The organism is Cryobacterium luteum, from assembly GCF_900110125.1.
GTDB classification, from domain to species: domain Bacteria; phylum Actinomycetota; class Actinomycetes; order Actinomycetales; family Microbacteriaceae; genus Cryobacterium; species Cryobacterium luteum.
This window is the reverse complement of the sequence record NZ_FOCN01000024.1, coordinates 1-12,794: the sequence shown is the minus strand read 5'-3', so window position 1 is coordinate 12,794 and position 12,794 is coordinate 1. Positions and strand designations below refer to the sequence as shown.

At 65.8% G+C, this 12,794-nt stretch carries 12 protein-coding genes; 5 read left to right on the top strand and 7 right to left on the bottom strand.

Annotated features, from left to right (window positions below):
- Positions 1–27 precede the first annotated feature (27 nt).
- Positions 28–399, top strand: coding sequence for a DUF4870 domain-containing protein (locus BMW72_RS16085; RefSeq protein ID WP_241983874.1), 372 nt, complete (start codon positions 28–30; stop codon positions 397–399).
- A gap of 63 nt (positions 400–462) precedes the next feature.
- Here BMW72_RS16085 and hemW read toward each other — a convergent pair whose 3' ends face one another.
- The 5 genes from hemW to BMW72_RS16060 are packed head-to-tail and all read right to left on the bottom strand — an operon-like array spanning position 463 to position 5,442.
- Positions 463–1,686: a radical SAM family heme chaperone HemW gene (gene hemW / locus BMW72_RS16080; protein ID WP_092112370.1), complete on the bottom strand. Its 1,224-nt coding sequence runs from the start codon at positions 1,684–1,686 to the stop codon at positions 463–465.
- Positions 1,687–1,732: 46 nt separating this feature from the next.
- Positions 1,733–2,380 (bottom strand): DUF1990 family protein, encoded by a 648-nt coding sequence (locus tag BMW72_RS16075; protein ID WP_092112368.1) that lies wholly within the window; start codon positions 2,378–2,380, stop codon positions 1,733–1,735.
- Between the two features lie 5 nt (positions 2,381–2,385).
- The gene (gene lepA / locus BMW72_RS16070) at positions 2,386–4,236 is read right to left on the bottom strand and encodes a translation elongation factor 4 (protein WP_092112366.1); all 1,851 of its coding nucleotides are present in this window, start codon (positions 4,234–4,236) and stop codon (positions 2,386–2,388) included.
- A gap of 46 nt (positions 4,237–4,282) precedes the next feature.
- Positions 4,283–5,011: a sigma factor gene (locus tag BMW72_RS16065; protein ID WP_241983873.1), complete on the bottom strand. Its 729-nt coding sequence runs from the start codon at positions 5,009–5,011 to the stop codon at positions 4,283–4,285.
- 35 nt (positions 5,012–5,046) lie between these two features.
- Positions 5,047–5,442, bottom strand: coding sequence for a YciI family protein (locus BMW72_RS16060; protein WP_092112364.1), 396 nt, complete (start codon positions 5,440–5,442; stop codon positions 5,047–5,049).
- A gap of 163 nt (positions 5,443–5,605) precedes the next feature.
- On the opposite strand from BMW72_RS16060, the gene BMW72_RS16055 reads away from it, so the two are divergent.
- The 3 genes from BMW72_RS16055 (at position 5,606) to BMW72_RS16045 (ending at position 7,739) form a co-directional block, all read left to right on the top strand.
- Complete coding sequence (locus BMW72_RS16055; protein ID WP_092112362.1) at positions 5,606–6,334, top strand: alpha/beta fold hydrolase; 729 nt, start codon at positions 5,606–5,608, stop codon at positions 6,332–6,334.
- A gap of 287 nt (positions 6,335–6,621) precedes the next feature.
- Positions 6,622–6,885 (top strand): 30S ribosomal protein S20, encoded by a 264-nt coding sequence (rpsT, locus tag BMW72_RS16050; protein WP_092112360.1) that lies wholly within the window; start codon positions 6,622–6,624, stop codon positions 6,883–6,885.
- A 194-nt stretch (positions 6,886–7,079) separates the two neighbouring features.
- Positions 7,080–7,739 (top strand): hypothetical protein, encoded by a 660-nt coding sequence (locus BMW72_RS16045; protein WP_092112358.1) that lies wholly within the window; start codon positions 7,080–7,082, stop codon positions 7,737–7,739.
- A gap of 15 nt (positions 7,740–7,754) precedes the next feature.
- Here BMW72_RS16045 and holA read toward each other — a convergent pair whose 3' ends face one another.
- Together holA and BMW72_RS16035 are read right to left on the bottom strand one after the other, a co-directional pair.
- On the bottom strand, positions 7,755–8,810 hold the full coding sequence (gene holA, locus BMW72_RS16040) for a DNA polymerase III subunit delta (protein WP_092112406.1): 1,056 nt from the start codon (positions 8,808–8,810) through the stop codon (positions 7,755–7,757).
- 35 nt (positions 8,811–8,845) lie between these two features.
- On the bottom strand, positions 8,846–10,507 hold the full coding sequence (locus BMW72_RS16035) for a ComEC/Rec2 family competence protein (protein WP_277871547.1): 1,662 nt from the start codon (positions 10,505–10,507) through the stop codon (positions 8,846–8,848).
- A gap of 20 nt (positions 10,508–10,527) precedes the next feature.
- Here BMW72_RS16035 and BMW72_RS16030 point away from each other — a divergent pair, with 20 nt between their 5' ends.
- Positions 10,528–12,060: a recombinase family protein gene (locus BMW72_RS16030; RefSeq protein WP_092112354.1), complete on the top strand. Its 1,533-nt coding sequence runs from the start codon at positions 10,528–10,530 to the stop codon at positions 12,058–12,060.
- Positions 12,061–12,794 lie beyond the last annotated feature (734 nt).

The window sequence follows — 12,794 nt, the reverse complement described above, 5'->3', positions numbered from 1 at the left end:
GTGACCGGGCCGAACACAGGAGACCCCATGTCTGAGCAGAACCCGTACCAGTCAACCCCCGCCAATCCGATGAGCCCGGCTGACGAGAAACTCTGGGCGACGCTGATCCACGTCGGGGGCATCATCTTCAGCTTTCTGCCGGCGCTGATCGGTTACCTCGTGCTGCGCGATCGCGGACCGTTCATTCGCGCGCACACCGCTACGGCGCTGAACTTTCATATCTCGTACTACATCTACGCGGCCGTGCTGGTTCCCATCACCGTCATCACGCTCGGCATCGGCGGCATCCTGTATGCACCGCTCGCCATCGTCGCCCTCGTGTTCATGATTCTGGCCGCGCTCGCCGCCAACCGCGGCGAAGGCTACAGCTACCCGCTCACAATCAAGTTTGTCAGCTGAGCCACTTCGTCAGCTGAGGCACGTTTGTCGATTGAGGCTGACTCCAGTCAGTAGATCGACGCTCTAGTCACTGAGCCGCCGCACCACAGCGTCGGCCAGGAGCCGTCCGCGCAGGGTCAATTCGATCGTCCCGGCGAGAGCAGCCTGGGCATTGACAAGGTCGTCGGCAATGAGGCCGGCGACCTCACGGCGACCGGCCGTCGACAGTGAGGCTACCGGAATGCCGGTGCGGATGCGGCTCTGCAGCAGGATGCGTTCAAGCTCGCGGGTCGGCGCGTCGAGTGTTTCGCGTCCGGCGGCCGGAGAGAGGCCGGCCACTATACGCTCGGCGTAGGCGGCCGGATGCTTGACATTCCACCAGCGCACGCCGCCGACATGGCTGTGTGCGCCGGGACCGACGCCCCACCAGTCCTGGCCGGTCCAGTAGGCGAGGTTGTGCCGAGACCGGTGAGCGTTGCTCGTGGCCCAATTGCTGACCTCATACCAGTCGTAACCGGCGGCATTGAGCAGTTCATCGGCCAGTTCATAGAAGTCGGCCTGCTGGTCGTCGTCGGTCGGGGCGATCTCGCCACGGCGAATCTGCCTGGCGAGCTTGGTGCCGTCCTCGACGATGAGGGAGTATGCGCTCAGGTGGTCGGGCTTGAGGTCGATCGCCTGCTCGAGGCTGGTGCGCCAGTTCGCGAGCGACTCCCCCGGCGTGCCATAGATGAGGTCGAGGCTCACGTCGAGGCCGACGGCGCGGGCCCACTCCACCACGAGCGGCACGCGCTCCGGGTCGTGGGTGCGTTCGAGGGTCGCGAGCACGTGCGGCACGGCCGACTGCATGCCGAAGGACACCCGGGTGAAGCCGGCATCGGCGAGGGCGTGCAGGTAGGCGGCGTCGACCGAGTCCGGGTTCGCCTCTGTGGTGACTTCGGCACCATCCTGCAGGCCCCACTGGTCCCGCACGGCGCTGAGCATCTTCACGAGGTCGGTCACCGGCAGCAGCGTTGGGGTGCCGCCGCCGAAGAACACCGTCGCCACCTCACGGTCCGGCACGCCCGACGCGGTAAGGATACGGCCGGCGGCCTCCACCTCGAGCACGGCCTGGCTGGCATAGTCGCTCTGCTTGACGCCGCGCAATTCCGTCGCGGTGTAGGTGTTGAAATCGCAGTAGCCGCAGCGCACCCGGCAGAACGGCACGTGCAGGTAGACGCCGAAATCGCGTTCGGCCGCGTGGACGGCTGCTGACGCGGGAAGGAGGCCGTCGTCGGGTGCGGGATCGCCGACGGGGTGGGGTCCGGCCATGGGTGGTGCTCCAGTACGTTGAATTCAGTTGGTGATGGCGCCGCTATTAGATGGCACCAGCGGGGTGCAGGGCGCGCAGGTAGAGCCTGGTGAATTTGGCCTGCTGAAAGCGCAGCACCGGCCAGGCCAGGCGGTAATACCAGGTGCTCGCCCGCGAGAACGAGCGGATGGTCAGCCAGACCGAGTCATCCTCTCGATGCTCGACGATGAAGGATTCCTCGCCGCTTTCCGGATGGCCGGCCATGGTGCCGTAGGCGAACCCGATGCGGGTGGCCTCGTCGATCACGTACACGACGCGCACGGGTGCGGTGACCTGGAACAGCCACAGCTTCATTCTCAGGGTCGCCGTCATGCCGTTGGCGATGTAGGGGGTGCCGTCCTCGGCGAAGGTCGCCTCGTTGACCGGATGCTGCTGGCCGGCCGCCGGCGTACCGTCCGGCTGGAAGGTCACCGGGGTGTACTGCACGCCGGTGCCGTTTTCCAGGTCGGTCACCTCCATGCCACTGCCGCGTTGGATTCCCCACGTCATCAGCAGTTTCGTGGCCGCTTCGAAGCGTTCCTGCGAACTGCCGAGCTTGACGCTCTGTTCCATCGGCCGGTAGCCCTTGGGCGGGTAGCTCATCAGATCGGGCGCGAGCGTGCCGCCGATTGCGGCATAGCTGACGGCGGCGTCGGTGAAGGTGGCCCTGCGCATCTGCTCTACTTCTTGTCTTTCGTCTCGATATCGCCGCTCAGCGCAGCGATGAAAGCTTCCTGGGGAACTTCGACCCGGCCGACCATTTTCATGCGCTTCTTACCCTCTTTCTGCTTCTCCAGCAGCTTGCGTTTGCGTGAAATGTCACCACCGTAGCACTTGGCGAGCACGTCCTTGCGCATCGCCGAAATGCTCTCGCGGGCGATGATATGGGCGCCGATCGCGGCCTGGATGGGCACCTCGAACTGTTGGCGGGGAATCAGTTTGCGCAGACGACCGGTCATCAGAGCGCCGTAGGCGTAGGCCTTGTCACGGTGCACGATGGCGCTGAAGGCGTCGACCTGCTCACCCTGCAGCAGGATGTCGACCTTGACCAGGTCGGCTTCCTGCTCGCCCGAGGGCTCGTAGTCGAGCGAGGCGTAGCCCGCGGTGCGGCCCTTGAGCATGTCGAAGAAGTCGAACACGATCTCACCGAGCGGCATCGAGTAGCGAATCTCGACCCGGTCTTCGCCGAGGTATTCCATGCCGAGCAGGGTGCCGCGGCGGCCCTGGCAGAGTTCCATGATGACGCCGACATAGTCTTTGGGCGCGAGGATCGCTGCCTTGACCATGGGCTCGAGCACCTTGGCGATCTTGCCGGTGGGGTACTCGCTCGGGTTGGTCACCGTGATGGTGCGTTTGTCGTCGGTGGTGACTTCGTAGGGCACACTCGGCGCGGTCGTGATCAGGTCGATGTTGAATTCACGCTCGAGGCGTTCTGTGATGATCTCAAGGTGCAGCAGGCCGAGAAATCCGCAGCGAAAGCCGAACCCGAGGGCGACGGATGTCTCCGGCTCGTACCCGAGACTGGCATCAGAGAGCTTGAGCTTGTCGAGGGCCTCGCGCAGCGCCGGATAGTCGCTGCCGTCGATCGGATACAGACCGGAGAAGACCATGGGCTGCGGTTCGTCATAGCCGGGCAGCGCGTCGGTCGCCGGGCGCACCGCGGTCGTGATGGTGTCGCCGACCTTGGACTGCCGCACGTCTTTCACACCGGTGATCAGGTAGCCGACCTCGCCGACCTTCAGGCCCTTGCTCTCGACCGGTTCCGGCGAGATGACGCCGATCTCGAGGATCTCGTGGGTCGCCTTGGTCGACATCATCTGGATTTTCTCGTGGGCCTTGAGGTGGCCGTCGATCATGCGCACGTAGGTGACGACGCCGCGGTAGCTGTCGTAGACCGAGTCGAAGATCATGGCGCGGGCGGCGGCATCCGGGTTGCCCTTCGGTGCCGGAATCATGGTCGTAGCGAGGTTGAGCAGTTCCTCGACCCCCGCGCCGGTCTTGCCGGAAACGCGCAGCACGTCCTCGGGGCGACCACCGATGAGGCTCGCCAGTTCGCGGGCATATTTCTCAGGGTCGGCGGCGGGCAGGTCGATCTTGTTGAGCACCGGAATAATCGTGAGGTCGTTCTCGAGGGCGAGGTAGAGGTTGGCGAGGGTTTGGGCTTCGATGCCCTGGGCCGCGTCGACCAGCAGGATGGCGCCCTCGCAGGCGGCGAGGCTGCGGGAAACCTCGTAGGTGAAGTCGACGTGCCCGGGGGTGTCGATCATGTTGAGCGCGTACGTGACGCCGTCGAGCTCCCACGGCATGCGCACAGCCTGGCTCTTGATCGTGATGCCGCGTTCACGCTCGATGTCCATGCGGTCCAGGTACTGGGCTCGCATGGAACGCTCGTCGACGACGCCGGTGATCTGCAGCATGCGGTCGGCGAGCGTCGACTTGCCATGGTCGATGTGGGCGATGATGCAAAAGTTGCGGATGAACTCGGGGGCCGTGGCGGCCGGTTCCAGCGCGTGAAGGGCTCTCGGTGACATAGTTCGTCTATTCTTCCATGCTCCGGCGGTTGGCAGTCCCCGTGCGTTACCCGAGGTCGTCGCGGGTGCGCTGCTGACGAGCGCGAGCGGCGGCATCCGTCGTCAGGGCAATCGTTCGAGCATAGGCGGCGCGGGCGCTCTGGAATTGGCCGGCCTGGGCGAGCAGGTAGGCCCGGGTGGCCCAAGCCGGCTGAAAGTCGTCGGCGCCCTCGATGCGCTCGAGCGCCTGCAAAGCGACTTCGGCACCGTCGACGTCGCTGATGGCGACGCACAGGGCGACGCCGGCGCCGAGTGTCGTCGCGAGATAGAGCGCCTCACCGCCGAGCGAATCAACCTCGCGCGACGCCGCCGTCTGCCAGACGATGGCGTAGGCGCCGTAAATGGCTTCCAGAACGGGCGGCAGGCGCCAGGCAAGCTCGGAGCGTTCGGGGATCCTGAACGGGATGCGAGCGTCGCGGACCCGCCGTTTTGCCCGTACCAACCGCTGGGCCAGGGCGGTCGGCGACAGGTGGAACACCGCAGCGATCCGCGCCGAGTCCATGCCGAGCACGCCGAGGGGAACCTGGCGGCGCGGCGCGGCCGATTTCCAGAGATCGCGCAGGCGATTGCGAGCCACCGTCACCAGCCAGCCTTCCGGATTGTCAGGAATGCCCGTCTGAGGCCAGGACTTGAGCGCCTGTTCGAAAGCATCGGAGAGGGCGTCTTCGGCGGCGGGGATGTTGCCGGTGGGTGCGGCGAGCACGGCGAGCATGCGCCCGTAGGAGGCGCGGGCCACCTGCTCGGCCCGCGCCTGGGCATCCGTCCGGCTGATCAGGCCTCAGCTGTCTCGTTGACCTGGCTGTGCCTCGCACCTTCGCGGAAAATGATGGCAGAGGGGCGGATCTCAACGGCCCCATACTGGGCGCCCGGGCACCTCTCGGCCCAGCCGATGGCCGCGTCGAGGTCGGGCACATCAATGACAAAGGTTCCGTTGAGGCGTTCCTTGGTGTCAATGAACGCGCCGTCCTGCACCAGCAGGGAACCGTCACGCACCGAGATGGTGGTTGCGTGGGCGACCGGCTGCAAGATGTCTGCGGAGACGAGCACCCCGGCGGCATCGAGCGACATCGCCCAGGCGTCAAAGGCCGCGCGGCCCCACCCCATGGCTTCGTCGCTGACCTCGGCGTCGCCGGCTTCCTGGCTCATGACGAGCAGTGAGTATTGCATAGTGGTTTCCCTTCTGATCATTTGATCGTGACACCGACATGACGATCGAGACAGGGCGGAATCGACACCCCGGCGCGAACTCTTGTCGATGCGTGAGGGTTCAGGGCTGGAGCCTCGCCCGACGATCAGCCCACTCCGGGTGCGGCTGGCTAGGATCACCGGCATGGAGACTGCCCCGCCCCGTGTGCCGGTTCTCCTGGTGCATGGCATCCGTGCCTCGGCCACGATGTGGCGCGTGCAGGAGGAGGCGCTGCGCACCGCCGGGCACCCGGTGCTTGCGATCGATCTGCCCGGCCACGGTCAGCGGATGCAGGAACCGTTCACGGTGCGGGCCGCGCTCGCCGCCATCGACGCCGGGGTGGCGGCGCTCGGCGGCCGGGTGCTGCTCGTTGGCCTCTCCCTCGGCGGCTATTACGCCGTCGCCTACGCTGCCGAGCATCCTGACCGGGTGGCCGGTCTCATCGCCGCCGGGTGCAGCGCCGAACCGCGCGGCGTGCTCCTCGAGGGGTACCGGCTGCTTGCTCGCACCATTCACCGACTGCCCGACCGGGGGCTCTGGCTACACGAGAGCATGGCACGGCTGCTCCTGCCTGCGGCGGGAGCGCGCGATGTGCTCGCGGGCGGCGCCGCGCTCGACGTGATGGATTCCGGACTGCGCGCGACCGCGACGCTGACTCCCCTGGCCAGCCTGGCCGCGTATCCGGGCCCGATCTGGCTGGTCAACGGCGCCCTCGATCATTTTCGACTGAACGAGCGACGCTTTCTGGCCGCCTGCCGCAACGGCCAGGTCCTCATGGTGCCGGGGGCGACGCACCTGTCGAGTCTGGCCCAGCCGGAACGTTTCACGGCCATCCTCCTGCGGATCGCCGAGCGGGTGTCCAGCGCCGCGTGAGGTCGGCCACCGCACGCGCTTGGTGGAGTCCGGGTTGGGCGTGGGCATCCGCTGCGGCGGGCGACCAGCGGGAGCGATCGTGGGCATCCGCTGCGGGAGCGTCCATCGGCGAAGCGGGGGCGGGCATCCGCTGAGGGAGCGGACCGGTTTGGGGGTGCGAGCAATTGCTGGTAGCGTTAGTGGTTGGCTTGCGTGTTGGGTCCCACCCCGCACGATTTTCGCCGCTCAAGCGCCCTCTACCCGCTGAGCGGCTGTCCGTACTACAACCTAACGAAAGCGTAAAAAACGTGGCAAATATCAAGTCGCAGATCAAGCGAATTGGCACCAACAAGAAGTCCCAGGAGCGCAACAAAGCCGTCAAGAGCGAGTTCAAGTCCGCGATCCGCGCGACGCGCACCGCGATTGCCGCTGGCGACAAGGACAAGGCCGTCGTCGGTCTCGCCTTTGCTTCCAAGAAGCTCGACAAGGCCGTCAGCAAGGGTGTCATCCACCAGAACCAGGCTGCGAACAAGAAGTCGGCCATCGCTAAGGCTGTCGGCGCACTGGTCTGATCAGCGCCCTCGTCTGATCCGTTCTGGTTTCATCCAGCACGCTGAGAGGCCGCAGTGTCTTGTTTGAGCGGATGCTGCACCTCAGACCCGAAAACCCTCGCCGTTCCGGTGGGGGTTTTCTGGTTTCCACCGGCGGGCAGCGCAGATAGTTGAGGTACGGGTGCTGGAGTGGTGCGCCCCACTAGACTGACGCGGTGAAGAGCACCCCACCGGTTAGTTCTGTCCCCGACGCCAGCGGCCCGCATCGCCGCGTACACGCTCGTGTTCTCGCCGCCCTGCTCAGCGCCGGGGCGTTGGCTGTGGCCGGGTGGCTCGCGTTCAACGCGAGCGACGGGGTGTCGGTCACTCCGCAGGACCAGCGGCTGGTGGCGCTGGTCGCGCTCGCACTGTTTCTCGGTGGAATCACGTTCTACCTCGCGGCAGCGGTGGTCTCGGGACCCCGCAGCCCCGACAATCACGGCCCCGCCCGTCCCGGCAGCGGCACTGTCGAGGCTGACGGGTCTGCGCGAACGATTCGGCGCATCCGTTCGCTGTCGGCGCTCGGAGCGGTGTTCGCCGTCGCGGCTCTGCTGGCCGTCGCCGGACTCGGCGCCCTGCGAGTTCTGGTGCCGCCCGCCGAGCGGCCGGTGTCGGTGCAGTTCTCCGACATCACCGGTCGGGTGCAGCTCGAATTCTGCCCGAGCCTGCCCTCGTCGTTCGACGCCCTGGCCAAGCCGGCCGACCTCTCCGCGTCGACCACCTTGCTGCCGGTTTGGGTGGCCAGCCGGGTCTGCGGCAACCCGAGCTTTCAAAACGGAGTGTGGCTCTACCTGAACCGCTCCACCATCACGGTCGCGGACGCCGGCGACCGCTGACCGGCCTGGTTCGGGCTACTGCTCGCCACGCCGGGCGATGACACCGATCAGGCGTTCGAGCGCGAAGACCGGGTCGCGGCCTGCGCCCTTGACGGCGGCATCCGTCTCGGCGAGCATCAGGATGCAGCGGGCGAGGCCCTCGTCGCTCCAGCCCCGGAGGTCTTTTTGGGCGCGTTCCACCTGCCACGGGGCGAGGCCGAACTGGGCGCCGAGCTGGGCGGAACCGCCCCGAGCCCCGAACACCTTGGCCATGGTGCGAATCTTCATGGCGAACGCCGCGACGATCGGCACGGGGTCGGCGCCGGAGCTGAGGGCATGGCGGAGCGTGATCAATGCTTCGCCGTTGCGGCCGGCGATGGCCCAGTCGGCAACCTTGAACGCGTTGGTCTCGACCCGACCGCCGTAGTAGCGGTCGACGGTGGTCTCGGTGACCTCGCTCGTTGCGTCCGCGATGAGTTGCTGGCACGCGGCGGAGAGCTCGGCCAGGTCGTCGGAGAACGCGGCGACGAGCTGGCGCAGAGCGCTGGCCGTGACGCGTTTGCCGGCCGCCTTGAACTCGTTGGAGGCGAATTCGTACTTCTCGGTGTCTTTCTTCAGCTCGGTGCAGACGATCTCAATGGCGCCGCCGAGGCCACCGCGGATGGTGTCGAGCAGTTTCTTGCCGCGCACTCCCCCACCATGACGCAGCACGACGTAGGTGTCGTCGGCGGGGTTCTCGAGATAGTCGAGCGCCTCCGCCAGAAACGTGTCGCTGCATTTTTCAACGTTGCTGACCCTGATCAGGCGCGGCTCACCGAACAGCGACGGGCTCGCGAGGGTGAGCAGCTCGCCGGGAGCATAGCTGTCGGCCTGCACGTCGCTGATCTCGAGGCTCGGATCTTCCAGCTTGAGAAAGTCGCGCAGCTGGCGGATGGCGCGTTCGGCGAGGAAAGTTTCGGTTCCCGTGACGAGCACGATCGGCGCCGGACGCACCTGGTGCCAACCGAGCTGGGGAATGACGGTGCCCTTGTTCGTTCGGGCGGGCGCAGCCTTGCCGGCGCGGGAACCGGTGGTGGCGGGTCGTGCAGCCAATGCGCTCTCCTCGATTTTGGTGGGGTCGATCAAGCTTAACCCGCAGCACCGACCGGTCCGGCAGCATCCGGTGCCACGGTTTGCGTGGGCGTGGAAGTGGCGGGGGGACCGCGGTCGCCGACCTTCTCGGTCCACAGTACGAGGGTGCCGTTGGCGCCCGGCGCGACGACGGCCAGGCCTTCCCGGTCGGTGCGCATCGGCAGTGTTCCCACCGCTGCGAGAGTGTTCAGCAGGGCGTCGGTGGGATGCCCGTAGCTGTTCGCGGCGCCGACCGAGATGAGCCCGATCCGCGCCTGCAGCTGCGCGTAGAGTTTCGGGCTCTGGTCGGCCGAACCGTGGTGCGCGACCTTCACGACGTCGACTCGCCCGGGCGGCGACGCCCGCAGCAGGGCATTCTGCGAGTCCTCGCCGAGATCGCCGAGATAGATCGAACGGATGCCCCGCCCGTCGAACATGATCGTGATGCTTCCCGGGTTTCCCACCTGCATCGTCGTCGCGCCGCGAATGGGCCAGAGGATGTTCCAACGCAGCCCGCCGAGGGTGCCGGAATCTCCGCGGGCACCCTGGTGGACCGTGGCGCCACCAGCTGCGAGACGTTCGTGCAGGCGTTCATCCTGCGCGTTCTCCGGCACTCCGACCAGCGCCGTGTCGACCTTGCCGAGGACGGCATCGACCCCGCCGATGTGGTCGAGGTCGTAGTGGGTGAGCACGAGCAGATTAATGCGGGAAATGCCGAGGGTGGCGAGGCAGACGGTGAGCAGCTGCGGGTCCGGCCCCACATCGACGAGGGCGTACTGATCGCCGTCGCGCACGACGACGGCGTCACCCTGCCCGATGTCGCAGGCCGCGATCTGCCAGTCGGGCGGGAAGGAGGCGACCCGGCCGATCCCCGCACCGATGAGCGATCCGGCATAGCCCCCGAGACCGACCAGGAGTACGGCGAGCACCGCGGCGGGCCAGCGGGCCGGGCGGGCGGTCGGGCCGCGCAGCACCACGACCAGCGTGAGGAGGGTGACGAGCGCGAGCAGCAGCACGCCCGGTGCACCGCCCGGCCAGGGCAGTCGGGTGCCGGGCAGCAGGGACACCCCCTGGGCGACGGCCGCGATCCACGCGGACGGCAGCCAGGCCAGGCCGAGCAGTGCCACTGCGACGCCGGGGAGCACCGGGAGGGTCAGGCAGGCGACCAGTCCGACCACCGTCGCAATCGGTGCGGCGGGCCCGGCCAGAATGTTGGCCGGTACCCCGTAGAGCGGCAGGCTGGGGTTCAGCAGGATCAGCACCGGCTGGCAGGCCAGCTGGGCAGCCAGCGGAATGGCGATGATCGCGGCGAGGGCCGTCGGCATCCACTGGGCGAGAACGCGTGCCAGTGGGCCGGCGAGCACGAGAAGCCCGGCCGTCGCGAGCACCGACAGGGCAAAGCCATAGTTGCGGGCCAGCCAGGGATCGGTCACGAGCAGACCGATCACGACGGCGAGCAGGGTGGGCACACCACGTCCGGGGCGGCCGGCCCCGATCGACAACAGGGTGAGGGTGGCCATGACAGCCGAGCGCAGCACGCTCGGTTCCGGGGTGACCAGAACGGTGAAGCCGAGCAGCGTCAGGAGCGACAGCCCGATGCGCCAGGAACGACGCAGCCGAAGGTAGCCGCCGAGCAGCATGATCGACGCGATCACGATGGCGCAGTTGGCACCAGATATAGTTACCTTTGGAGGTGGCTATGTCAGAACTGAGCGTTCGCGAGTACCTGAGAGTCTCGAAGGACCGGAAGCTTACGGGAAAAAGCCCCGATCAACAGCATGATGAGAACGTAGCATCGATCATGCGTCAGGGCTGGATTCTGCACCCAGATCCGCCTTACCGCGACACGGACCGCAGCGCCAGTCGCTATGCGACGAAGGCTCGAGAAGACTTCAAGCGGCTCATCGACGATCTCGAGGGCGACACGTTCGGGGCAGACGTTCTGGCCATCTGGGAGTCAAGCCGCGGATCGCGTCGGGTCGGCGAGTGGGTGGACTTGGTCGACCTATGCAAGGCGCGCAGCGTACGAATCTGGGTAACGACGCATGGCCGGCTCTACGACCCAGCGAACGCCCGTGATCGGCGGAGCCTGCTCGAAGATGCCGTGGACGCTGAGTATGAATCTGAGAAGACGTCCGAGCGCATCCGCAGAGATGTGCGTGCTGCCGCTGATAAGGGGAAACCACACGGCAAGAATGTCTACGGTTTCCTACGTGTATACGACGAGCAGACACGGGAACTGCTGCGGGTTGAAGAGCACCCCGCGCAGGCGCCGATCGTAAAAGAGGCCGCGCGCCGCGTATTAGATGGCGATACGTTCTATGCCATAGCGAAAGATTTTAACGAGCGCGGGATTGCACAGCGGCGTCCGACGCGTAAGGAACACCGCAAGAACTACGGCTGGACTCCCCCGGCAGTAAAGCAGATGCTCTCGATGCCGGCATACGCTGGAAAACGGCAGCATCAGGGCGAGATCGTCGGCGACGCCATGTGGCCAGCGCTTATCGACTTCGTGACATGGAAGAAACTTCAAATCGTCATGTCGCCCCCAGAGCACAAGCGGACGAACGACTGGCCCGCAAAGCATCTCTTGGCCGGGATTGCTCTGTGTGGAGTCTGTGGGGCGCCGACACGCGTCGGCAAGCAGAACGCAGGGGCCAAGAAGCTGGACGATGAGGGCAATCCTCTGCCGAGGAAGACATACCTTGCCTATATATGCTCAGGCGTGCCAGGGCGGCCGGGACCTGACGGCACGAAGGGATTCCACGTCGCCATGCGCCAGGAGCACCTCGACACCGTGGTGACCGAGCTGGTGCTTACTCGACTGGAGCGGCCGGACTTCCTGGCGATGGTCGGCGAGCGGGGCCAAGGAAACGACACTGACCGCAGGGCTGTGCTCGAGGAAATCGCCGGATACCACGCCTATCTGAACGAGGTACGCGCGGACGCCGCGGCCAAGCTGCGGTTCAATCTGCTGCTCGATCAAGAAGCCAGGATCGAGCCGTTGATCAAAACAGCACAGGCGAGGCTTGAGAAACTCTCGGAGATGGATCCGTTCGTATTGACGCTATTGTCCGGCGGGGCTATCCGCTTGGAGTGGACGGATATGGAGCTCGCGAAGAAGCGACGTCTGATCCGTGCAGTGATGGCGCCAAGGATCAGCCGCATCGGCAAGGGATGGGCGGGCCAAAAGGGCATCAACTACGAACGGGTCGAGCCTGGCTGGCGGTGACGCAGACAAGCAGGAAACGGCTCTGCTGCGCCCCCGCCGCCGCGCCTCTGGCGAACCTTGACTGCCCGCAATCAAACGCATAATGGCAGAGCACTGCGTTATGCAGGAGGTGTGCGTTGGTGCTCGCTGCAGCGAGGCGATCCCGTGGCACTTCTAGTACGGACTTCAGGCAGACCGCATGGGCTGGGTCGGCAGCGCGTAGCGCACAGTAGCGCTGCTAAATGGCCTAGCGTTACGTGTCTTGATACCAAGAACGCCTGTTTATCAAGGCATCATTTGAAACGTAGCTCCGTAGCGATGTAACTCTCCAAACCATGCGTGAGGAAGTTTAGGTGCCCAGTTTCCTCACCTTTCTCATAGGGAGGTTTCACCCCAGCTACATCGCTACATCGCTACATCGGCTGAGTGACGCTGAGACTTGAGCGAACACTTGTAGCGGACGCTCTGATCGCAGCGATACATTCGAGCGAGGAGCGCTACGCCTCAGTACCCCCATGCAATGATCCTTTCCCGCATGCTCCTGAGCGCGCGCCCCCACCCCAACCGATGGGTCGAAGTGTGCTCAGCAATTGCCCTGTGTTCCCGCGTCGAGCTGCTAAACTTAGAGAACTTGGAAACCTCCGAGTGCACAACTAAATATCTAGACCATGATCGTCGGCAGGCGACGTGGCGAATAACAAGTGCAGACCCCCTCTAGGGGTATATACCACGATGTCGGCAGGCAACGCGACGAA